Origin of the sequence: Filomicrobium sp., assembly GCF_025698805.1 — a bacterium.
Taxonomy (GTDB): Bacteria; Pseudomonadota; Alphaproteobacteria; order Rhizobiales; family Hyphomicrobiaceae; genus Filomicrobium; species Filomicrobium insigne.
Genome location: NZ_JAILWT010000001.1, coordinates 384,893 through 406,877 on the forward strand (window position 1 = coordinate 384,893; position 21,985 = coordinate 406,877).

The 21,985-nt window shown below is 60.0% G+C and carries 19 protein-coding genes; 12 read left to right on the forward strand and 7 right to left on the reverse strand.

From position 1 onward, the window contains the following. Positions 1–25 precede the first annotated feature (25 nt). The 4 genes from K5845_RS01760 to K5845_RS01775 all read right to left on the reverse strand — a co-directional run bounded on the left by K5845_RS01760 (position 26) and on the right by K5845_RS01775 (position 1,974). Complete coding sequence (locus tag K5845_RS01760) at positions 26–376, reverse strand: zinc ribbon domain-containing protein YjdM (RefSeq protein WP_287958169.1); 351 nt, start codon at positions 374–376, stop codon at positions 26–28. A 122-nt stretch (positions 377–498) separates the two neighbouring features. After that, the gene (locus K5845_RS01765; protein ID WP_287958171.1) at positions 499–711 is read right to left on the reverse strand and encodes a DEAD/DEAH box helicase family protein; all 213 of its coding nucleotides are present in this window, start codon (positions 709–711) and stop codon (positions 499–501) included. An 837-nt stretch (positions 712–1,548) separates the two neighbouring features. Continuing rightward, entirely contained in the window at positions 1,549–1,734 is a 186-nt protein-coding gene (locus tag K5845_RS01770) for a hypothetical protein (RefSeq protein ID WP_287958172.1), read from the reverse strand. A 6-nt stretch (positions 1,735–1,740) separates the two neighbouring features. Beyond that, positions 1,741–1,974, reverse strand: a complete 234-nt coding sequence (locus K5845_RS01775; protein ID WP_287958174.1) for a hypothetical protein — start codon at positions 1,972–1,974, stop codon at positions 1,741–1,743. A 510-nt stretch (positions 1,975–2,484) separates the two neighbouring features. On the opposite strand from K5845_RS01775, the gene K5845_RS01780 reads away from it, so the two are divergent. After that, entirely contained in the window at positions 2,485–3,288 is an 804-nt protein-coding gene (locus K5845_RS01780) for a TylF/MycF/NovP-related O-methyltransferase (RefSeq protein WP_046477441.1), read from the forward strand. 68 nt (positions 3,289–3,356) lie between these two features. Here K5845_RS01780 and K5845_RS01785 read toward each other — a convergent pair whose 3' ends face one another. Beyond that, positions 3,357–4,418, reverse strand: coding sequence for a UDP-glucuronic acid decarboxylase family protein (locus K5845_RS01785; protein WP_287958176.1), 1,062 nt, complete (start codon positions 4,416–4,418; stop codon positions 3,357–3,359). Between the two features lie 94 nt (positions 4,419–4,512). Then, a complete protein-coding gene (locus K5845_RS01790; RefSeq protein ID WP_046477440.1) occupies positions 4,513–5,547 on the reverse strand; it encodes a GDP-mannose 4,6-dehydratase in 1,035 nt (344 codons plus the stop codon). 264 nt (positions 5,548–5,811) lie between these two features. On the opposite strand from K5845_RS01790, the gene K5845_RS01795 reads away from it, so the two are divergent. The 6 genes from K5845_RS01795 (at position 5,812) to K5845_RS01820 (ending at position 12,149) form a co-directional block, all read left to right on the forward strand. Continuing rightward, entirely contained in the window at positions 5,812–6,822 is a 1,011-nt protein-coding gene (locus K5845_RS01795; RefSeq protein ID WP_052743750.1) for an NAD-dependent epimerase/dehydratase family protein, read from the forward strand. Next, positions 6,819–7,937 carry a hypothetical protein gene (locus K5845_RS01800; RefSeq protein ID WP_287958179.1) on the forward strand — a complete coding sequence of 373 codons (1,119 nt, stop codon included), beginning with the start codon at positions 6,819–6,821 and terminating at the stop codon, positions 7,935–7,937. The genes K5845_RS01795 and K5845_RS01800 overlap by 4 nt, the downstream gene beginning before the upstream one ends. Next, positions 7,934–9,001 carry a glycosyltransferase family protein gene (locus K5845_RS01805; RefSeq protein WP_046477438.1) on the forward strand — a complete coding sequence of 356 codons (1,068 nt, stop codon included), beginning with the start codon at positions 7,934–7,936 and terminating at the stop codon, positions 8,999–9,001. The genes K5845_RS01800 and K5845_RS01805 overlap by 4 nt, the downstream gene beginning before the upstream one ends. Positions 9,002–9,044: 43 nt before the next feature. Continuing rightward, positions 9,045–10,097 (forward strand): glycosyltransferase family protein, encoded by a 1,053-nt coding sequence (locus tag K5845_RS01810; RefSeq protein WP_287958182.1) that lies wholly within the window; start codon positions 9,045–9,047, stop codon positions 10,095–10,097. A gap of 7 nt (positions 10,098–10,104) precedes the next feature. Further along, entirely contained in the window at positions 10,105–11,502 is a 1,398-nt protein-coding gene (locus K5845_RS01815) for a GH39 family glycosyl hydrolase (RefSeq protein WP_287958183.1), read from the forward strand. Between the two features lie 86 nt (positions 11,503–11,588). Then, on the forward strand, positions 11,589–12,149 hold the full coding sequence (locus tag K5845_RS01820; RefSeq protein WP_046477435.1) for an SPFH domain-containing protein: 561 nt from the start codon (positions 11,589–11,591) through the stop codon (positions 12,147–12,149). Between the two features lie 218 nt (positions 12,150–12,367). Here K5845_RS01820 and K5845_RS01825 read toward each other — a convergent pair whose 3' ends face one another. After that, entirely contained in the window at positions 12,368–12,559 is a 192-nt protein-coding gene (locus tag K5845_RS01825; RefSeq protein ID WP_287958414.1) for an Arm DNA-binding domain-containing protein, read from the reverse strand. Between the two features lie 801 nt (positions 12,560–13,360). Between K5845_RS01825 and K5845_RS01830 the strand changes: the two genes are divergently transcribed. From K5845_RS01830 to K5845_RS01850, 5 genes are read left to right on the forward strand one after another with little or no spacing between them, the layout of a single operon-like run. After that, a complete protein-coding gene (locus K5845_RS01830) occupies positions 13,361–13,579 on the forward strand; it encodes a ribbon-helix-helix protein, CopG family (protein WP_112701192.1) in 219 nt (72 codons plus the stop codon). Further along, entirely contained in the window at positions 13,576–15,489 is a 1,914-nt protein-coding gene (locus K5845_RS01835; RefSeq protein ID WP_287958186.1) for a DNA methyltransferase, read from the forward strand. The genes K5845_RS01830 and K5845_RS01835 overlap by 4 nt, the downstream gene beginning before the upstream one ends. Continuing rightward, complete coding sequence (locus K5845_RS01840; protein ID WP_287958188.1) at positions 15,476–17,602, forward strand: N-6 DNA methylase; 2,127 nt, start codon at positions 15,476–15,478, stop codon at positions 17,600–17,602. Before K5845_RS01835 ends, K5845_RS01840 begins: the two co-directional genes overlap by 14 nt. After that, complete coding sequence (locus K5845_RS01845; RefSeq protein ID WP_287958189.1) at positions 17,592–20,858, forward strand: N-6 DNA methylase; 3,267 nt, start codon at positions 17,592–17,594, stop codon at positions 20,856–20,858. Before K5845_RS01840 ends, K5845_RS01845 begins: the two co-directional genes overlap by 11 nt. Next, positions 20,852–21,937 carry a phospholipase D family protein gene (locus K5845_RS01850; protein ID WP_287958190.1) on the forward strand — a complete coding sequence of 362 codons (1,086 nt, stop codon included), beginning with the start codon at positions 20,852–20,854 and terminating at the stop codon, positions 21,935–21,937. Before K5845_RS01845 ends, K5845_RS01850 begins: the two co-directional genes overlap by 7 nt. The last annotated feature ends 48 nt before the right edge of the window (positions 21,938–21,985 follow it).

The following is a 21,985-nucleotide window of genomic DNA, read 5'->3' on the forward strand; positions in this document are numbered from 1 at the left end:
TAGGTTCTGACGCCGGACGGGCTCGCTAGTCCGCGACCTTTTTCACGAACGCGGATTTCAACCCCATCTGGCCGATCCCTGGTATTTTGCAGTCGATGTCGTGGTCACCGCCAACAAGGCGAATGTTTTTCACTTTGGTGCCAACCTTGACCACATTCGACGAGCCCCTGATCTTCAGATCCTTGACGACCATCACGGTATCGCCATCCGTTAGCACGGCGCCATTAGCGTCACGGACAACCGCTTCTTCCGTCGCCTCCTCTTCATGCGCTTCCGCGCCCGACCACTCGTGCGCGCACTCGGGACAAATGAACAGTCCTCGGTCTTCGTATGCGTACGGTGATTGGCATTTCACGCAATGGATGGTGTCGGTCATGTCGGATTCACTTGTCCTGCTGGATAGAGGCAGTCGTATTACTCGCGCGTTGGCGGTACCGCGCCGAATACGCTCTCGGATACCCGGCTGGCAAGGCATTTACAAACCTTTGGACGATCGATTTAAGGTCGGCGGGTATTCGTCACCACCGCGCTCAAGGCGCTTGAGATCATTGCCCGCGTTTGGTCGACGAGGGTGTTCCTGTCAGGGAGGAAAATCGTCCGTTTCGCGGATGCCAGCTTCCTCAAACGCCAGATGATTTGGACCGTCGTGTACGTCTCGCCCGTTCCGGACAGACCTTTTATTAGAGACCGTCCAGATAAGATGCCCGGCATTGGCGGCCGCGAGCGCGCGACCGCTGACAACCTCAAAGGTCGGGTTTCGTGTAGTCGCCGAGCTTCGAGCCGCAGAATTGCCAAATGTGCTTAAAGGCCGCTTGACTCCCCCGCGCGCCGGGCCTGCTGTTTTCGAAACGCTTGCCCGCGATCATGACGGCAACCGCTATGCGGGACCTCGCCTTGGCAATAGCTTCGAGCACAGGAAACACATGATCACCGCCGGCCACGACGCGAACGCATCATTCCCACAGCGTAGGACCAGCCCGCGTCCGCCTGACATGGTAGCGGCCAGCCCCACATGGTTGGTGCCGAAGTCGTCGCGTTCAATATTTGCCTCCCAACGGGCGGCTGCGGGCTGGGGCAGCAGCGTCAATCCCGCAATGAGGAGTACTGCGAAACCCCTTCGGACCGTGCGACGTGACACACCTTCCTTCCTCGGACTATTCCTATAGGGACTAGTCTGAACCAGATTGGTACCGAGTGCACGCATTTCGTCAGAGGCTTCGCCTGTCAGATGGAGATCAAGATGTCAAAGCAGCAGTTTATGGCCGTCGATGTATTCATCGACTGGAAAGACGAGGGTGTGTACGCCGTCAGCCATACGTTGGGGGCACCTGGATGAAGGCGCCATATTGTCGGGGGGCTAATGATCTTTCGCGGGCAATCGCGAACTTGGTTGAACGCGGCTGAAGCGCCGGCTGACAATCTCCATCCTTTGATGCAGCTCGCAAGTTGCACGGCAGCTGCCTGAACCGAACCGGACATATCAACCTGTCACCTTGACTTCCCAGCTTGGCCCACAGGCGCCTTACGCTGCTCTCACAAGCTTTAGGGTCAGGTTCGGTCGCCCGACGCTTCGGCAATGTGTTCCTTGGCCTTGAGGATCTCTTCCTTGAGTTGATGTGTCTTATCGGGCTCGGCCTCAAGGCTCTCGAGGAACTCGCGCCATTCGCTGATCGGTGCAAAGTGCGATGGTGGATCGATGAAGCTAAATTTTCGCGGCGGATTAAGTGACGACATTAGCGATCACCTCGGATTTGCTTTTGGTCGTCGAAACATGAAGCTGTCCGGTTCATCACCCCGCATACGATCGCCCAACAGCGAGTTGTCTTCTTGAAGGTCGACGAGAAGCTGCAAATCTAGCTTTGAGGTGAGCAATGCCGCGTGGAATTCTGGAGAAGCCGGGAGCACTTCTAGCTCCGCTATGTAGTGCTTCAAACTGTCTTCGGTCTTAAATTTAGGTCGCTTTGCTAACGCCATCGGTGCACGTCCTGACCAATCGTGTCGACGAACACATATAGTCTATCTTAGCCTATCTGGATCCTTGCCGGGGCAATCCTTGGTGGCTTTTAGTTTGAATTGCGGTCGATAATTCAGGCCTCTCACCATTGGATGCCATCCGGCAACAGCCGACATCGAGTGAATCCCACGCGACGCGAATGACCCACAGCCGACATCATGATCCGCGCGACCACCCGACTGGTAACTTCTGCTGTGCCGAGAAAGCGGACATTGCAACCAGGAACAAGCTTCTCAATGGGTCGCCGAAAGAATGCATCACCTTATCGACTCTCTGCTGACGTCAAACTAAATATCTTGAGCGTTGCACGTCACCGATAAGACGCAAGCGAACCTCTGCCGAACACCGAGTTCATAGAAGGGAGCAGAGTTGCAAGACTGCACGTGCAAACGGCGTCTATCGATTTCTATAGGTCCTGATCTAGCGCCATAGTAGTAATGAAGGGTGATCTGCGGACAGGTGCGTGTGAGATGGATAGGTCGGATCAGCTAGAGAACATTGATGGTGAATATTTAGCCAGCGAGATTTCCAGGCTTCGCGCGGCCTACCTCGACCTAATGTGCGACAGCCTCGTCGGGCGCCTCAATCGCGATCCCGCGATACAGCCGCACATCGGAGGCTACGATGAGAACCACCGCCTCAACGGATGGGATTGGCCATCGGTAGCCCCCTCAATGATCGGTGCGCGGCGCATGCGCCATCTGAGGGCCGAGTGCGAACGCGTCATCTCCGGTGGCGTCGCGGGAGATTTCCTCGAGGCAGGCGTATGGCGCGGCGGCGCGGCCATGATGATGAGAGCGGCGCTAAAGGCCTACGGCGTCACCGACCGGCGCGTTATTGCAGCCGACACGTTTGACGGTCAGCCTCTCGATACGGACCCTGAGGATTCCGCCGCTTTCCTACGTGAAGAACCCGTCTTCGCCGTGCCGCTTTACGAGGTGAGGGCCACCTTCGAGCGCTATGGGCTTCTCGACCGGCAAGTGGTTTTTCTGGAAGGGCCGTTCGCCGAGACGCTTGCGAACGCGCCGGTCGAGAGGCTTGCGATCCTGCGGCTTGATGGTGACACCTTCTCAAGCGCCCGCGATACGCTGGCAGCTCTCTACGATAAGCTTTCCCCCGGAGGGAGCGTCATCCTCGATGATTACTACCTGTTCGAAGACAACCGGCGTGCGGTCGATATTTTTCGGGCCGAGCGAGAAATCGTTGATCCGATCGTGGGGATCGATGACTACGGTGGCTACTGGGTAAAGGAGAGGCGCAGTACAGCCTGTTGATGGTCGCGCGGGCGGTATCGTGTTGTGTGAAGGACAGAAAAGATCCGGCAGCGTCGACGATAGGCTCGCTACTCCCCTAATGGCGCGGTTTCCTCCACGGTGCCCGTATCCTCGATGATGCCACCTGCATAGCAATCACGATTGACCAGTGTGGCGGCCGTGCGTGCTGGTTCAAGGGGTGCGCCGTACTTGAGCAGGGACTCAAAATAGGAGATCGTGCGTACGAGGCCGTCGCGCAAACCGACTTCCGGTCGCCAGCCGAGGGCCGAAGATGCCAGCGAAATGTCCGGCCGACGTTGGCGCGGATCGTCTGCCGGCAGAGGGCGGAAAACCATCTTGGATGACGACCCTGTCAAGTCGATCACGAGTTTGGCGAGTTCGCGGACGGTGAATTCGCCCGGGTTCCCGAGATTGACGGGTCCCATTAAATCGGGCGGGCTTCCCATGAGGGCAACCAGCCCCGTCACCAAGTCGTCCACATAGCAGAATGAGCGCGTTTGAGCGCCTTCACCGTAGACCGTGATTGGCGCGCCGCGTAACGCCTGCACGATGAAGTTCGATACAACGCGGCCGTCGTTCGGCTGCATCCTGGGACCGTATGTATTGAAGATGCGCGCAACCTTGATTTCAGTCCCGTACTGGCGCTGGAAGTCAAAGAACAGTGTCTCGGCACAGCGCTTGCCCTCGTCGTAGCAGGCGCGTGGTCCGATCGGATTGACATTCCCGTGGTAGGTCTCGTGCTGTGGGTGCTCAAGCGGATCGCCGTAGACTTCGGATGTCGAGGCTTGGAGAACGCGACTGCGTGTGCGGTTTGCTAACTCCAGAACGTTGAATGCGCCGAACACGCTTGTTTTCGTCGTTCGGACGGGATCATCTTGATAGTGCTGAGGGGAAGCGGGACAGGCGAGGTTGAAGATCTCATCGGCATCGAGGTTGAGTGGAGCAGCGATGTCGTGCTCAACAAGCTCGAAGCTGGAGTGATCGTTCAAATGATCTACATTGGCGCGCCGGCCAGTATGAAAGTTGTCAACGCAGATCGCGACGTGACCCGCTGCAAGCAACCGGTCGCACAGGTGGGATCCGAGAAAACCTGCACCGCCCGTCACGACCACACGCTTGCGACCACCCATACTGTCACCTAGCCTTTCTTCCAGCAGCTCCAACGTCGGTCAATATTGCCGGAGCTTTCCTGAATTGCAGATGTACGGACAATATCGAGTGCCCTCAGACCGCCTCAACAAACAGATCTCGCACCTCGTCGACCCAGTCGATCAGCCCTGTAACACCTTTCTCGACGCCGATTTCCGGTTTCCAGCCCAACTCCGCCTCCAGCTTTCGGATATCGCTCACATACGCGCGCTGATCGCCTGGCCGCCAGTCCTGCCACTTTAGCGGGATCGTCTTGCCGAGCCGCCGCTCCAGCATTGCGATCAGATCGAGCAAAGAGAGGACGTGATCCGGCCCGCCGCCAACGTTGAAGGCCTGTCCCGCGATGCGGTCCGGCGCCTGTATGGCGGCCTCGTAGGCGCGTAATAGGTCTTCGACATGAAGTACGTCGCGAACCTGGCGGCCATCGCCGTAAATGGTGATGTTGCGCCCCAGCCGCGCCGCGATGGTGAACCATGCAATCCAGCCCTGATCCTCGACGCCGAACTGCCGTGTTCCGTAGATGCAGGACTGTCTGAATGAAGTTGCGGGAATGTTATAAATGCGCGCGAAATCGAGAGTGTACTGATCAGCTGCTCCTTTCGAGCAACCGTAGGGTGAGAGAAAGTCGAGAGGTTCGCTTTCGGAAATGCCGTGCGGTCTGTCGGTGTAGCCGTAGCGTTCACCTTTCAGTTCGGTTACCGCTGATGTGATCTTGCCATAGACCTTGTTGGTCGAGGCGAAGATGACGACCGCTTCAGGGTTAAACCGGCGAATGGCGTCAAGCACATTGAAGGTGCCAAGCGCATTCGCCATGAAGTCGGCTCTCGGATCGACAACGGACGTTGTGACCGCCACCTGAGCAGCGAGGTGAATGACGGCATCGTAGCGCTTCTCGGAGACAACACGGTCGATTGCAGCGCGGTCGCAAACATCGGCGTGTTCGAAATCAAACGACGTGCCGTCGCGTAGCCATTCAAGGTTTTGTTCGGTGCCTGTGCGTGACAGGTTATCGAGGACCGTGACACTCCAGTTACGGCCACTGAAATAACGGGCGGCATTGCAGCCGACGAAACCGGCTCCCCCCGTGATCAACACACTCTTTGTGCCCATACCCAGTTCCTGTCGCAACGGTCACAGCCGACTGAACGGTCGATCGGGCACGTTTTCGTGCCGGCAGGAGAACCAGCTAGATCCCCTTATCTCTATAACGGACAACAAATTTTCGGCATCGCCAAGTAAAAAAAGTTGCCGTCGGATCAAAATTTTGCCTTGCGGCTCTCTCCTAACACGCGGGATAGTCCGCAGGCGGGGGAGCTTGCCAGGCCCGTCGACGGCGGCAGGAGTCGAAGATCATCGCGTTCGGAAGGTTCTGATTTGAAGATCATCGTCACCGGAGGGGCTGGCTTCATCGGCACCCACCTCACGCGTCGGCTCGTCGGTCATGGCCACGACGTTATCATTATTGACAACGAGTCCAATTCGAGCCGCGCCAGCGTTCCTGCCGGGGCACGGTTCGTCTTCGGAGACGTCACCAAACCTGAAGAGCTGGAGCCGGTCTTCTCGCAAGGCGCCGATGCCGTCTGTCATCTTGCAGGACAGGTGTCGATCATACGCGCATTCGACAATCCGATTGGCGATCTGCGTACCAATACAGAGGGTACGATCAACGTGGTTCGCGTCTGTCTCGCACATAGGGTACCGCGGCTGATTTACGCCAGTTCAATGACAGCTTACGGCGACACCGATGTGGTCCCGACGCCGGAGAGCGAGCCCTGCCGCCCCGACTCCTATTATGGGATTACGAAGTTCGCTGCGGAGCGCTACGTGCACGCAACCGCCGAACGGCCTGACCTTGAGTGCCCGCTTGCTGTCACCTCGCTGAGGATGTTTTCGGTGTTTGGCCCCGGACAGGCCTGGGACAATCCCTATCAGGGGGTGTTGGGTATCTTCCTTGGACGGATTCAGCGTGGCGAGCCGATCACCATCTTCGGCGACGGAGAGCAGACCCGTGACTTCGTGTTCATCGACGACGTCATCGACGGCTGGTTGGGTGCGCTTGAGAATACGGACTCGACGGCGGGACGGATCATCAATCTGGGGAGCGGCCGGCCGCATTCGATCAACGAACTCGCCGCGAAGGTCCTGGCCGCGCACGGCATTCCCGAGGGCGAATACGATGTGCGCTATGCACCGACGCGCCCCGGAGAGCAGCGCCGCGTCCAAGCTGATATCAGCCTCGCACGCGAGTTGTTCGGCTGGCAGCCGAAAACGAGTTTCGAGGAGGGGCTGCTTGAAACAATGCAGTGGGCCGGCGGGACAGGTCCGGGCGAGGACGCGAATGGTCTAACAGCTCAGGCGGAAACCACGATCGGGGAGCGAACATGAAAATTGTACTCGTCGGAGCGCACGACGCCTGGACGCGCAGCACCGCGACGGTTCACCGTTATGTTGCCTGGGGCCGAAAACTCGGCCACCAGATTGCGGTCTACGGACGACCAAACCCAGAGTTGCCGCAACTTCCGGCAACGCTCGATACCTCTGACGCCGATCTCGTCGTGTTCCTTGTTCAGGTGCCCCATGACATTCCGGGAATGCCCGGGATCGCCCGGATGATGGACCGGATTCCACGTGAGAAGCGGATTGTGCTCGACCTGTGGGGGCGCTTCAACGAGACAGTCCGTATTGATCACGATTTCAATCACCTTGAGAAGTTCGACGGTCATCCCGATTGGGAGTGGAAGCAGGCGATGACGGCGTTGGGCGGCACCATCCTCCAGCCGACTCTCAAACCCCGGCGCGCCGACGTGGGGTCATTCCTATTCCATGGTTTCGATCCCAAGGCGGTCGACAAGCCTTTCGATAGTGCCAAAGAAGCAGCGGAAGCGTGGCTGGCAGGAGACCGTGGCGCGAGACCTTACGGTGTCGTCTATGTCGGCAGCAATTGGCAACGCTGGAGCCAGGTGAAACCTTTCCTTGAGGGATACAGGCGATCGGCTGAACGCGTCGGACAGATGTGTCTTGCGGGTTGGGATTGGGCAGAACGCCCCGGCTGGGCACGCGATATGGGCATTGCTGGCGTTGACACCGATCCAGATCTTATCGCCGATCTTAGGGTCGAAGTGCGAATGGGCATTCGTTTCGACCGCGTCGTGCCCCTCTTGGGTCAAGGGCTGTTTGCCCCGGTGATCCACCGGCCTTTGTTTAAAGAGCTAGCCCTTGTCACGAACCGAACGTTTGAAACGTTCGAGGCCGATTGCGTGCCGGTACTGATGTTGGATCGACACTTCGTCGAGGTAATCTACGGACCGGCGGCGTTGCGTCTGGTGCCGGGCGAGGACGTGGGGGCACATCTCGAAAGTCTTCTTGACGATCCAGAAGGGGCCTGGGAGGCGGTGCTCGAAGCGCGTGCGTATCTCGCGCAGCATCATTCAATCGACGGACGCCTAAGGCAGTTGGAGGAACTCGCGTCGGCTGACGTACCGGCTAAGGCGGCCTCATGAAAATACTTTTCGTGATGAAGCATCGCGGCAAGGCCGGCAGCACGCACGCTGTTTCAAACTACATGCGGCTTGCTCCGCATTTCGGGCACGAAGTTGCGATCTTCGGAACGCCGATTTGGTACATCCCGGAGCTAAAGTTCTCGATGGACATCGAAGACTTCGACCGGGTCGTTTACCTGTTCGAGACGGATCTTTACCGTATCCTGCCGGTGCATCAGGCGATCATGCTGAATACCTTCTCGCGCGATCGACGGCTGATCATTGACACCGATGGTATGTATCACGAGCTCATCCAGCTCGATGGCTACGACTTCAACCATGCGAATGAGGCCGACCGGAAGGCATGGATCGCCTACATGGACTCACTCGGCGACACAGTCGTGCACACACTGATGGACGAGTCGCGATTTCCAAAGGCGAAGGCGCTACCGTTCTTCGGCTACGATCCGGCACTTGAGGTCGACGCTGCATCCACTCCGGGCAAAGTATGGGATATTCTTCATGTCGGCCACAATTGGTGGCGCTGGCGTGAGGTGGAGCGCGAGCTATTGCCGGCGTTCCACAAGATCCGCGATCGCGTAGGGCGGATCGGTTTTCTGGGGCTGTGGTGGGACGAGCCCCCGGATGAGGGACCTGATGCCGGCCCCTCCGATGCGTTCCTTGCCGATCCTTATGCTTTCAAGCGACTGAGGATCGAGAGCCCACCGGCGGTCAATTATAACGACGTCATCAAGACGATGAGTTCCGCGCGTATCAACATCATGACGCAACGTCCCCTGTTGCGTCATCTCAAGCATCTCACGCTCAAGTACTTCGAAATCTTCTGTGCCGATACGATTCCACTTTTGATGCTCGACGAAGACCATGCCGAGGAGGTCTATGGACCGGCTGCACGCGAGTTGACATTGCCGGGGCGGGCCGCGGAAAAAATTGTCGATGTGCTCGAGAATGAAGACAAATATCGGGACATCGTCGCGGACGTGCGCACCCATCTAAAAATCCACCACGCCTACGAGGCGCGTGCGCGCGAGCTATTTGAAACTCTCGAGTCTCTCCCCGCATGATTCACCTGCTGCAGCTGACGCGCGCGAACCTGGACCACCGCCCATGAAAATCGTCTTCGTCTACTGGGGCTATGAAAATGCCGGGTCGATGCTCGACCTTCGAGGATATGCGAGGGCGGCAAAGGTAGCCGGGCACGAAGTGATTGTCTACGGTCCACCGGAATGGGCGTTTGCCCTCGACTATTCGAAGGACCTCTCCAACGCTGATGCCGTTGTCTTTGTCGTCGAATGGACGACGGACCTGCAATTTGGCGACAATGTCGACTGGGTCAGACTCCTCACCGCGGTACCGCGGGAGCGGCGCATCATCATCGATTGCGACGGCCACTACAACGAGCCGATATGGTTTATGGGCGACTACAACCATCGCTCGATGGAGGCAAGCGCGGAATGGATCGAGTTTTGCGACAGCTTGACCGACAAAATCTTCCAGCCGACCTACCGCCCGCGCCGCAAGAACGTACGCTCGTTCCTGTTTCACATTTATGACCCCGCCTGGGAGTCGCCAATTCGAACGGATAAGAAGCCGTTCGATATGATCTACGTCGGCCACACAAAGCATCGCTGGCGCGGCATGTTGCAGGTATTCAAGGCGATCGCGAAGGTGCGGGACAAAGTCGGTCGCGTCGGGCTTGTCGGCGAAGGCTGGGGTGACATCATTGATTGGATGGAGCACGGCGAAGCCAAGCTCAAGCACTACGTCGATCGCGAGTACATGAAGACTCATCGCTTCGAGGGACTGCCCGCTGTGCCGTTCAACGAGGTCGCCACGACCATTGAGAAGGGCGTATTCAATCCCGTTGTTTACCGGCCGTTATTCGAGCAACTCGGCTTCGTAACGTGCCGCACGTTTGAAACGCCGGCTTCGGGCACGATCCCGTTGTTTCTGTTGAACCACGAGTACGTGGTCGAGGTCTTCGGCGAACGTGCAACGGAGCTGATGATCCGGGGTGAAGAGGACAGTGAGAAGATCCTCGACGTTCTGGAGCGACCACAGCACTACGCAGAAATCGTCATGGACATTCGCAAGGAATTTCGCGAGCGCCACAGTCCGGAGGCCCGTCTTCGTGAACTCATTGGTTACATCGAGGATTAGCGCGTCGATGGCAGGGAAGGCCACAGCATCCCGGAGCAACGCGGCGGTGGAGGCCGATGCGCGTGCGGTTCCACCGGGCTGGCAGGTTAACCGTCTGCGTTATGGGTTCAATGAGATCGACGGTTGGCCCGGGTTCGCATTCAGCGACAATCGATCCGAAATTCAGCGCCGTCTCTCGTTGATGAATACCGAGATCATCCGCCTGTTCGTGTTTGACAAGCCGGTGCCCGATCCCTTCAAGCGATGGGACTTTTTTGCAGCTGTCGTCGATGCCGTTCTCGCCTGCGGTGCAAAACCGATGATCACGTTCGCAAAATTCGAACCTCCCCACCACGATCCGGTGCGCATCGAACGGTTCGTCAAGCGCGCCACCGAAATTGTCTGGAACTGTCTTGAGCAGTGGGGCGGAGAAGAGGTCAAAGACTGGTATTGGTGCGTCTGGAATGAACCCAACAACCCCGACGTCGGAGGCAATCTCTCCTACCGCGATTATCTGACGATCTACCGCGCCATTTCCGAGCCGGTCGTTGAGCTTTTGGCACCCCACACCAAGACCGCACGGGTAAACATCGGCGGCCCCTCTATCGACGGTACGCAGCGTGCGTATTGGCTCGACTGGATCGCACAATTGCTCGACGACATCGACGATGACCACCTCGCGTTTGTGAATTGGCACATGTACAGCGACTGGCGTCCTGCCGCGCCAGTCGAAACCGTCAAGGTCAAGCTTGTTGATGATCCAGCCTCACCCAACGGGCCTGTCTTCGAATCCCTGGTCATGGCGCGTACGCCCCAGTATGAGGCCCGCGCCCGATCCGTCGCGCGGTTGATTGGTGAGCGTGACATCCTCAATTTCTGCGGCGAACTCAACACGATCGCGCATCACGAGCATGAGTTTACCGGTGGGCTCAACCGCAATATTTTTGGAGCGGCCTATTACGCTTCCGCGATTTTGAACCTGATGCGCGGCAGCGCCGATCTCGAGATGCGTTGGACGGCGACGTCAAAGCATTGGTTCGGACGTGACGACGCCTACGGGCTCCTGACCAACGATGGCGTGCCGACTCCACCAGCTCTTGCCAAGCAGATCATCGCCCAGCATGTCAGACGGGGCGACCTGATCCACTTTCCGAGTCAGGACCCGGAGCTTTGCGGTATCGATGCCGTTGTCGCCCAAGGCGAAAATGGCCGGACGAGCGTGGTCCTCGTCAATACACATCCCACGACCCGGCGGATTGAGTTGCCCCGAATAGGCGGGGGCGCTGAACGTTGCCACGATGGATTACGATTGGATGCTGCGACAGGCGGACGAGTGACCCGCGTGCAAGCAGCGGACACGATCACGATTGAGGGCTATGGTCTCGCCATTCTGAGTGAGGATGCAAGCCGTACGATCATCGACTGATCGAATGAATGAGACTGCAGTTATTGACAGGCTGCTGACCGGTTCCATGCCGGGCAGGGCGAATTGGAAACCTACGGAGTAGACGCGTGGAGCGGGCATTCGGTTGGATTGGCGAGATTTTCCAAACCCTCATGAAGTTGTTTCCTTGGCTCGTGATTGTGCCGGCGACACATGAGGGAGTCGCTTTCGTTTGGGGCAGGCATATTCGGAGATGGAAGCCGGGGCTGCACTGGTACTGGCCGGTTGCAACTCAGTACAAGACGATCGCCGTCGTGCGCCAGACGCAGCTGATCCAGTCCAAAGTCGTCATGACAAAGGATATGCAGACGGTCATCGCAGGCGCGCTGGTGACGTATTACATCGACGACGTGATCGCCGCGCTGGCCCAGATCGCCGACCTCGCCTCCGACGTCATGGAGCGATCACAGGGCGCCATCTACGAGGTCATCAGCAAGCACACTTTGGAAGAGATCCAGGCGGATCGGCAAGCCTTCAAGGATAAACTTACCGAACGCTGCTGCGAGGCACTCGATGGCTACGGGGTTAAGATCATCCAGGTACAGTTGACCGAGTTTGCCCCAGCCCGGGCACTCGCCATCAACACACGAGGCGCCATCGGCCAATACGCCATGTGGACAGGATTCTGAACGACACTAGCGGCTCGGCTGTCACGATGGGCGCTGCTCCGGCCCAGATAGTGACACCCTCTGCGATGCACGAATGATATCTCTGCTTTGGGTGAGGGAGAAACTTTCGCAAGTAACGACGATGATGCGCCGCAAAGCTGACATTCGAGCGAGCGTGGCGCCGGTTTCCGAGATACTCAAGGGCAATGGTCTTGAAGGTAGAATCTGCGGAAACCTTCTCAGCAAGCCTTTGACGCCTCCTCTGAACGCTTGGGTACAAGCCCCCCCTCAGCCAGGAGTCGTTTGGCCGCGTCGCGGCCCTCTCGGGCTTTCTGTAGGGAAACTGTCGGATAACTGCCAAGTGCAAAGGTCTTTTGCTTGCCGGCGAAGCGATAGGCTAAGCGCCACAGCCGAGAGCCGTTGGTTTGCACCAACAAATGAAGCCCGCCGCCGTCCGAGAGCTTATAGGCCTATTCGCGTGGCTTGGCCGCGCGAATAGCAGTATCGGTAAGCGGCATCTGCCCCCTTGGTGTTGGTACTTCCGAAGCACCTACCAACAAAGATACCACCTTCTGAATGCCAGCGACCGCTCGTGAATTCCTGTGAACGGATAATGCCGGTATTTTCAGGCGTTATCGCCTCTGAAATGAACCCTGATGAACGTCCGTGAACTAGGTTCTGGCGGGCCATGCGGGAACCCGATGGGCACGACATCTACTCTATAGCCCTCCCAATTGAATCCTGAAAACGGTTTCCAACCTCTTGAAACGACGAAGAAGTTTTATCTTTCGTTTGGCAATCGGCGGGTTTCGACGAAGATGACATAGCTATGCCGCCTTTGCAGCTTGCGCTGACGCGAAGGTCGTCCGGCTACGTCGCATAAGACGAATGGACCAAGCGCAAGCATGCCGACAAGTATGTGCCGGCCTTACCGCCTGCGCTATCGGCCGACAGCGATCCGGACAGGCGGAGGTGCCGTTCTCGAAAGCCGTCCTGCGCGAGACGCCGGACCAGAACAAGTCAAACCGCGTCGATGACGGTTATAAGCGGCAGAGCGAGCGCCGAGGGGTATGAGACTCTTGGGCCTTGAGGGGTGACAGGCCGAAGCTTATGAAAACGCGGAAGAATAGCCTATGCTTGTGAGTCAAAGTGATGCACTGTGTTGCAATTAGAATCACACCTCGCTAAGGTGAACAATAGGTGAACAATAGGGGAACATTAGCAGGTCTGCGATGAGTGATCGATCAAAAAAGCTCGGCCCCCGTGTCACCGTCAGCGTCACGCCCGGAGACTACGACACGCTGAACACGCTCGCCGAAAAGGACGACGTATCCGTGTCCTGGGTCGTGCGGCGTGCCATCCATGAATATTTGCGGCGACACCAGCAGCCCGCACGGGCTGTGCGGCGGCCGGCTCTGGACAAGCGGGCAGCGGCACCAGAGCGGACATGAAACAAATGAAAATGCCGGGGGAAAACGAACAGATGCTTCACACAGCAAACAGGCCACGCAAGGCAGCGCCGGCGATGCCCGCCAAATCTCTGGATGCCCTCTACCGCCAGCCACTGGCGGCAAAGCGCACCGGTGCCCTGTACGGGGCCTTTCCCTACCCGACAAAGATTTCCCCGGAGGCGATTGCCCTCTATATCGCCGCCCATACCAAACCCGGCGACACCGTGTTTGACGGGTTCGGGGGCAGCGGGACGACCGGCCTCGCGGCGCTGCTTTGTGAACGGCCAACCGAGGAATTGCGCGCCGAAGCGATCCGCCTTGGTCTTGACGTGCAGTGGGGTGCCCGCAATGCCGTTCTCTATGAGCTGGGCGCGCTCGGCTCGTTTGTCGGCCGGACCCTGACCAATCCGCCCGATCCTGCCGCGTTCAGGAAGGCCGCCGAAGATGTCCTGGCGGCCGGGGAGAGCGAAGACGGCTGGATGTATGAAGCGCGCGATCCCTCCGGCGCGAAAGGCTCCCTTCGTCACCTGATCTGGAGCGATAAGCTGCGCTGCCCCGGTTGCCGCAGCTCTGTCACGTTGTGGGATGCGTGCGTTTCGCTCGATCCGGCGGAGATTTCTTCCACCTTCTCCTGCCCGAAATGCCGCCATGAAGCGCCGATGGATGATGTGCAACGGGTGACGGTGCAGGAACAGGATGATGTGCTGGGCGAGCAGCGCGCATTGCGCGGACGCGCAATGGCCCGCGTCTATGGTTCGACCGGAAAAAAACGCTGGTCGCGCCGGGCCACAGCCGCCGACCTGACGCTTATCAAGAAGATTGAGGCGGAGCCGATCCCGTCCTGCGTCCCGCAGGCGTTGATCCCCTGGGGCGATCTTTACCGAAAAGGCTACCACCAGGGCATTACGCACGTTCATCACTTCTACACGCGGCGCAATCTCATCGTCTTCGCCCGCATGTGGGAGCGTGTGGAATCGTATCGCGGCGCGCTCCGCGAAGGGCTGCGCTTCTGGCTGCTCAGCTATAACGCGGCGCACGGCACGATCATGACGCGCGTCGTGGCGAAGTCCGGCCAGAAAGACCTAGTCGTCACCAGTGCCCAACCCGGCGTGCTCTATGTCAGCGGCCTTCCGGTCGAAAAGAACTTTTTTGCAGGATTGCGGCGCAAGCTGACAACAATTGCGCAGGCGTTTGAGACAATCCACGGCGGCAGCGGCAAGGTCGAAGTCGTCCACGGATCTAGCTGCGCTGTCGCGCTGCCGTCCGGTAGTATCGACTATGTATTCACGGACCCGCCCTTCGGAGCCAACATACCCTATGCCGAACTCAGTTATATAAACGAGGCTTGGCTCAAGACCTTCACCGACCGCACAGATGAAGCCATCGTTAGCCCAGACCAAGGCAAGGCCATTGACGAGTACCGGGACCTGCTGACCCAGTCGTTCAGCGAGGCACGCCGGATATTGAAGCCGTCCGGCAAAGCCACGATGGTGTTTCATTCCGCATCCGCCGAAGTCTGGAACGCCTTGCAGCGCGCCTACCAGGATGCGGGCTTTGACGTGGAGTATGCGGGGGTTCTCGACAAGAAGCAGGGCAGCTTCAAACAGGTCACAACGGAAGGAGCCGTGCGCGGCGATCCCGTGCTCCTGTTGGGGCCCCGTCGTAAGGCCGAGGCCCGGATCGAAAGCAAGACCGGTGCGGACGAATGTGTATGGACGGTCGCAACGGCCCTTCACCGCGCGGCGACCGCCGCGCATGATCCGGCCGAAGCGACGGCGCAGAGGCTTTACTCCCGCCTCGTGACGCATTTCCTCAGCCATCATCAGCAAGTCCCGCTCGACGCGGACGTCTTCTATCGCTGGTACGCCGAACAGCCGCTGCCCGGAGTTCTATGCAGTGCCGGCGACTGACGCAGTCGGCGCGATCAGGTCCTCGGCACGGTCCTTTGAGGAAAGCCTGCCGCCGGCTCAGCGCAAACGGCTGGGGCAGTTCTTTACTGGGTTGCCGTTGGGGGCGCTTCTCGCGCACCTAGCGCTCGACCCCGTCGCGCGCACGGTGATCGATCCGATGGCCGGGCACGGCGACCTCCTTGATGCGGCAGCATTGACGGCGCAGGCGCGGGGAGCTCGGATCAGCCGACTGCACGGAATAGAGCTTGATTCCGAAACAGCCGCCTTCTGCGGTCGCAGGATGGCGGCTTTGCAGGCGGACGAAGCTGCGGAGAGCAGCCATGTTCTCACGGGAAGTGCTTTTGACCCCGCCGCCATCGCGGCGCTAGATACCCCCGGCTACGATCTCGTCATCACCAATCCCCCCTATGTGAGATACCAATCGCAAAACGGGAACGGTGCCGGTGTCGGTGACGTGCGCCGGGGCCTGTCCGCGATTGTTGATGCGCGCATGATCGGCGGCGAGCGCACGCTCTGGCAGACACTGGTTGACGGCTATTCGGGCCTTGCCGATCTTTCCATACCGGCCTGGCTCCTGTCCGCCCTGTTGACACGGCCGGGCGGTCGCCTGGCCCTTGTCGTTCCCGCCACCTGGCGTTCGCGCGACTATGCCGATGTTGTGCGCTACCTGCTGCTGCGCTCGTTTCGCCTTGAGTACATTGTCGCGGATACACAGCCCGGCTGGTTTTCCGATGCGCTGGTGCGCACGCATCTTGTGATCGCGCGGCGGCTTTCTTGGGACGAGGCGCAAGCGCCCGTGTCAGGCCGGTCGCTTTTGCCGGCAACCTGGCTGCAAGTTGCACCGGCGGCTGCGGGCAGAGAGTCGCTTGTGGGCGGCGCCTTTCCCGGTTCGGAACCGGAGCGGGATTTTGCGGCATGGGCGGGCGCGGCGAACGGGGACGTGCCGGGCATTGAGCGCCGCCCCTTTGTGCTGGATGAGGAATGGCGCACACTGGAGCAACGCCTTGCACGCAAGGGCTGGTTCCAAAAGGCCGAAAACAGGCGCGATGCCCTGCCGCTATTTTCCGCCGGGGACGCAAGGCGGGCGGCGATACCGGAAGGATTGCGGGACATGCTGCCGCCCGGCGCGGTGCCGGCGCACCTCCAGACGCTCGAACAGGCGGGTATCCGGGTCAGCCAGGGCCTGCGCTCTGGCTGCAACCGGTTCTTCTATGTAACGCTTGCCGGTGACGATGAGGGCGAAACCGTCACCGTCGAAGCGTCGGACAGCTTTCAGAACATGCGTTTCCGTGTTCCGGCGGACGCGCTGCGGCCGGTTCTCCATCGCCAGGCCGATATGCAGGCATTTGCGAGCGGCCACCTTCCGGCAACACGCGCGCTCGATCTGTCGGACTGGGTCTTGCCGGAAGACCAGCCAGCCGTCACCGAAGCGACGGAGGCTTACCGCAGGCGGGGCATGTCCGTGCCGCGCGTCATGCCGCCCGAACTGGCATCGTTCGTGCGGCTGGTAGCCCGGTATGCGCCGGATCCCAAAGAGCCGGCGCGGTTCATTCCCGACCTTTCGGCGGTGCGCACCAATGTCCGCCGGCCAACCAACGGCCGCGACGTTCCGCGCTTCTGGTACATGTTGCCGGCCTTCACCGCGCGCCACCTGCCCTCGATCTTCACGCCGCGGATCAATCACGGGACACCGTCTGTCGCGCTGAATACGCAGCCGCCGGTTCTGATCGATGCCAACTTCTCAACCCTGTGGGCGGATGAGAAGCGATGGACAGCGCATGCGCTCTACGCCCTGTTCCATAGCAGCTGGAGCCGGGCGGCCATGGAAGCCGCCGGCACACCTCTTGGCGGCGGCGCGCTCAAACTCGAAGCGACGCATATCCGTCAGGTGCCAATTCCCGCTTTATCGGACCGCGACCGCGAGAGACTTGCCGCGCTCGGACAGCAACTGGCTGCGGGTGTACCGACAGCCCGGCACCAGATCGACATGTTCATCCTGGCCGTTTCGTTGCCCGGCATGAATGAAAACAACCTTAAAGACGTAGCGCGCCACCTCGACTCTCGCCTTGAGGCTGCGTGCGTCGCCCGTCAAAGGACCGTCCATGACAGCTGATATTATTCGCATTCGTGAAACTATCGCGCGCTGCCGTATGCTGCGGGATGCAGGTCATGTAGAGGCGGTGCTGCGCAGCGAGTTCCAGGGGCGGTTGCGGCTCATGTTCCCGGACACCGCGCATGAGACCTGGATCAACAACTACACCGAAGGCACGGAAGCCCATACCAAGGTGGGCACTGGATCAGGCAAGGCCGCGTCCCGCTTCATCGACAATCTGGTGGGTTCGACCACGATTGAGTACGAATCCGATCTGCGCAACACTGCTAAGCGCGATACCGGCTCCGCGCAGGTGCAGGAGCAGGCAGCGGGGCTGGTCCGCGCGGGCATGCCGGTTTCAACGGTCCGGGGCGTATTGTCGGATACGGTCGAATGGTACGCTTACGATGCTGAGCTTGCAGCAGGGGTCGATTCATTATCCTGCACCGCTGCCGACATCACGCTCGTCGTCATAGACGAGCTCAAGCTGCTTGATGACAGCGTCCTGTCCGCCGAGCAGCTCGGCGGCTTTATCAAGAAGCATCTGGCGCGCGAACAGTCGCGGCCGTTGAGGTCAGAATTCCTCGCCTCCGACCTTGGCATTGACTCGGCTGCATACAAGAACAGCGCGGCGCCTTTGTCGCTGCTGGTGGACGAGGGGCGCAAGGCCGATCCGTCGGCGGGCCTTGCCACCGATCTCTGGTCGCAGTTCGTCGATCATCTGGAGGGACCGGCGGGCACCTTCCGCACCACCGCGTATGTCGATGAAGCTTACGTGACCCTTCTCGCGCGGCTTCTGAGCGCGAACGTGCTGACAGGCAAGGCGGTGCTCAGCACGGACGACGAATTGAAGACAATCCTGAACGGGGAATTCTTCCGCAACAATTTCCAGCTGGAGAATGTGGTCGAGCAGGATTATTTCGGCTGGCTTCTCAGCCCGGTCTACATCGACCGGCTTGTCGCGGTGGCCCGAGACCTCCAGCGCGATCTCTATGCTTACGATTTCAGCTGGTATCCCGAAGAGGATTTATTCGGCCGCTTTATGGCGCAGCTCGCCCGCCGCAGCCAGCGCAAGCTGCTCGGCCAGGAATGGACCCCGCACTGGCTCGCGCGCCTGCTTGCCGACCGTTGCATCGACGGCCTCCCGAACGGGGAAAGCCCCCGGATCGTCGATATGTGCTGCGGGTCCGGCACGATGCTCGCAGAAATCATAAAGGCCACACGGGTCCGGTTCGGCTTTTCCGCCATCGAACAGCTTGAAGACGTGGCGACCGGATTCGACATCGACCCGCTGGCGGTCAGTCTCGCCAAGACGACCTGGGTCGTCAGCCTCTCGGCTGAGATCAAGGCGGCGACGAAGCCCATCGTCATCCCGGTCTATCATGCGGACTCGCTGTTCGCCGTCACACCGGTTTCGGCGTCAGTTCCGCTGGTCGGCGAAAGCGATACCATACCGGTATCGCTTGACGGCACGACCGTACATCTGCCGACAGCGTTGGTACAGCCGGCATACCGCGAATTTTTCGACAAGATCGTGGACTGGGCCTATGACGAGGCGCGCGATGCGCAGCAGCGCGGAACCGTTGCGGGTTTCAGCAAGGCGGACGCGGATAGTTTTCTCGATGGCACGATCGCCGTGTTCGGGATCACGTTGTCGCCGGAGCTTTACAAGCAGCTTTCCGAGGCGCTGTTCCCGCTGGCGCATCGCATGGCTGAACTGGCCGTTGCCGGGCGCAACGGCATCTGGGCGTTCATCCTGCGCAATACCTACAGGCCGGGGCTCCTGACCGGCCACTTCAACGGGCTTGTGTCCAATCCGCCATGGCTCGCCATGAGCGGGCTGGCCGACAACCCGTACCGGGACTTGCTGAAAGGCCGAGCGAAACTCTACGGCATCCAGCCCGCAGGACAGTCCTTTCTCCATCTTGAGCTGGGCACGATGCACCTGCTTCATGCCATCGACCGTTATTTGGGACCGGATGCCTGCGTCGCCTGTCTTGTACCCGGCACGGTGCTGAACGGCACCCACCACGAAAGGCTCAGGCAGCATGATTTCCTGACAAGCGACCGCCCCGTCCCGTTCGACATCGCCGAAATCTGGCAGGTCGCGCCGGGAACCTTCAAATATCCCGGCGCGGCGCTAGTCGGTCACAAAAAAGCGAATACGACCGGTCTTCCACAAAGCACGTTTAGCGGCTTTGTGGCGACAGACGCGGGGCTGAACGCCGCAGGCTTTTCGGTTCGCACCATCGGTTCGGCGCGCAGCGCCTGGGTGCTCGAAACGGGCGGCGGTTCAGCCGTGGCCGGCGGTGGCGGCGACCTGCCGCAGCAAGGAGCCGACCTTATGCCGCGCACGGCCGTCTGCGTGGACATCGTCCAGAATGCGGGCGCGGAGGTTCGCGTCGATACGCCGACACGCGCTTCCGCGTGGGGATTTACGATCAAATCAGCCAAAGAAATGGCGGCAGACCGCTTCCCCGGCCACGTCGCGCCGCGCTTTCTTTTCCGCATGGCCCAGTCGGAAAACCTGCTGCCGTTCGTGCTCGGTGTCCATCGCGCGCCGCTGGCTCTGCCGGCGTTGCGCGCGGCGGGCGGAACGTGGAGCATTCTCGACGAGGCCGAAATCCGCAGGCAGGGCTTTACCCAGACCGCACGGCGGTTCGCCGCGATCAACCAGAGGCTCAAAACGGTGGGGAAAGGCAAGTCGCTCCAACAGCGCATCGATGAGCGGGGTAAGCTTTCCAAGCAAGTCTTCGGTATGAGCGGGTACCTCATTCTGGCCGGTGCCGGCGGCAAGATCATCTGCGCGGCGTGCGTTCCGGTTGCGCAGGCTCAGGACCTTGTCGTTGACCAGACGCTGTATTGGAAAGTTGTGACGGACGCGGACGAGGCCTGGTACCAGGTCGGGATGCTCAACAGCGAGGCTCTCACCAACGCCACCCTCGCGTTTAACCCGAAGGGCGATTTTGGGGAGCGGCATCTTCACACGCTACCCTACAGAATGATGCCCGCGTACGATGCCGCCAACGGCGATCATCAGCAGATCGCGGTCCTTGCCGAGGATATTGCCACACTAGCGGACGGCCATTGCACGACGGACCTGTATCTGGCTGATCCTGCCAAAGCACTGACGGCGCGCCGCCGCAAATTGCGCACGCTGCTCGAAGCATCGCCGCTACTGGCGCAGCTTGAAACATTGGCGCAATCGGCGCTGGCCGGTGCATCCACCGCGCCATCCGGCGGCAGCGGTAGCGGGACGCAGGCTCCGGTATGCTGATCGTCCAGAACGCCGCAGAACCGGCGCGCTTGCGCAATGCTCTCGTCGATATGGTCGCGGCGGGGGCCATCGATATCCGCGCCGCCTCCGCATACGTCACGCTCGGCGGCGCAAACATATTGCTGTCTGCCGTCGCAAATGCCGTGGGGCCGGTCGCATTCGCGGCGATGCCCAAAACCCTTGTGACATCCTTTGATTTCGGCCTTACCGAACCTCAAGCCTTGCAGCATTGGCGCGGGCTGGCGAACGCCACTGTTCTCGTGTCGGGCGCGCAGAGGCTGGCGCAGGGCTCGCTTATGCCGCTGCGCGCCTTTCATCCCAAACTATACGTCTTTGGCACCGATCCCCAAACATGCTGCACGCTGGTCGGCTCGGCGAACCTGACCAGCCGCGGTTTTAGCGTGAATACCGAGGCGGCATGGGCACAGCAGGGCGTTCCGCGCGCCGATGCCGATGAAGCCTTCGACAAGGCCCGCTTTGAAACGACTGCTCTCACCGACGACTTGCTCGCAGCCTATACCGCCCTGCGACAGGCCCAGCCGCCGCCGCCCGAAATCGAGCAGGAGGCACAGCCTGTAGCAACACCGGCACCGGTGGCGGGTGCCGCGTTGCCCTTGTTCCGCGTCGCCATGGAAACCGGAGTGATCAACCCCGCCGACTATGCCGCCATGTGGGTTCACGGCGAGGCCCTTCAGGGCGGATCGAGCAACCAACTGGAGCTGCCGCGCGGCGGACACCGGTTCTTCGGCTTCGTGTTTGACCAATACGACTATCCGCATAACTTGATAATCGGTGAGCCCGTCCTCCGCAGCGGCGCGCGCGTGTGGAACGACCGGCGACTGACCTGGCATGGCAATAACAAGATGGAGCGGATGAACCTGCCGACTGCCGCACAGGGCGGGTTCAATTATGCCGACTCGGCGGTCATGTTCCGCCGCCTGACCAACGGTTCCTTCGAGCTGATCGTGACCCCCTGGGAGTCCGACCTTGCACGTTCGTGGCGGCAGGCCTCGGCACAGCGTCAAACGCTTTTTTGCCTTGGCACGGTGGCCACCAACAGGGTTGTCGGTTTGCTGTAAAGCAGCGAATTTAATCGTCTTGTACGGCTGCCCAGATTGTGGTGCCTC

What these genes read in the sequence shown, in the direction of transcription:
- K5845_RS01775 (WP_287958174.1), bottom strand. Translation starts at nt 1,974, where the DNA reads ATGGCGTTAGCAAAGCGACCTAAATTTAAGACCGAAGACAGTTTGAAG.
- K5845_RS01780 (WP_046477441.1), top strand. Translation starts at nt 2,485, where the DNA reads ATGGATAGGTCGGATCAGCTAGAGAACATTGATGGTGAATATTTAGCC.
- K5845_RS01790 (WP_046477440.1), bottom strand. Translation starts at nt 5,547, where the DNA reads ATGGGCACAAAGAGTGTGTTGATCACGGGGGGAGCCGGTTTCGTCGGC.
- K5845_RS01815 (WP_287958183.1), top strand. Translation starts at nt 10,105, where the DNA reads ATGGCAGGGAAGGCCACAGCATCCCGGAGCAACGCGGCGGTGGAGGCC.
- K5845_RS01765 (WP_287958171.1), bottom strand. Translation starts at nt 711, where the DNA reads ATGCCGGGCATCTTATCTGGACGGTCTCTAATAAAAGGTCTGTCCGGA.
- K5845_RS01850 (WP_287958190.1), top strand. Translation starts at nt 20,852, where the DNA reads ATGCTGATCGTCCAGAACGCCGCAGAACCGGCGCGCTTGCGCAATGCT.
- K5845_RS01845 (WP_287958189.1), top strand. Translation starts at nt 17,592, where the DNA reads ATGACAGCTGATATTATTCGCATTCGTGAAACTATCGCGCGCTGCCGT.
- K5845_RS01805 (WP_046477438.1), top strand. Translation starts at nt 7,934, where the DNA reads ATGAAAATACTTTTCGTGATGAAGCATCGCGGCAAGGCCGGCAGCACG.
- K5845_RS01760 (WP_287958169.1), bottom strand. Translation starts at nt 376, where the DNA reads ATGACCGACACCATCCATTGCGTGAAATGCCAATCACCGTACGCATAC.
- K5845_RS01770 (WP_287958172.1), bottom strand. Translation starts at nt 1,734, where the DNA reads ATGTCGTCACTTAATCCGCCGCGAAAATTTAGCTTCATCGATCCACCA.
- K5845_RS01835 (WP_287958186.1), top strand. Translation starts at nt 13,576, where the DNA reads ATGAAACAAATGAAAATGCCGGGGGAAAACGAACAGATGCTTCACACA.
- K5845_RS01830 (WP_112701192.1), top strand. Translation starts at nt 13,361, where the DNA reads ATGAGTGATCGATCAAAAAAGCTCGGCCCCCGTGTCACCGTCAGCGTC.
- K5845_RS01800 (WP_287958179.1), top strand. Translation starts at nt 6,819, where the DNA reads ATGAAAATTGTACTCGTCGGAGCGCACGACGCCTGGACGCGCAGCACC.
- K5845_RS01810 (WP_287958182.1), top strand. Translation starts at nt 9,045, where the DNA reads ATGAAAATCGTCTTCGTCTACTGGGGCTATGAAAATGCCGGGTCGATG.
- K5845_RS01785 (WP_287958176.1), bottom strand. Translation starts at nt 4,418, where the DNA reads ATGGGTGGTCGCAAGCGTGTGGTCGTGACGGGCGGTGCAGGTTTTCTC.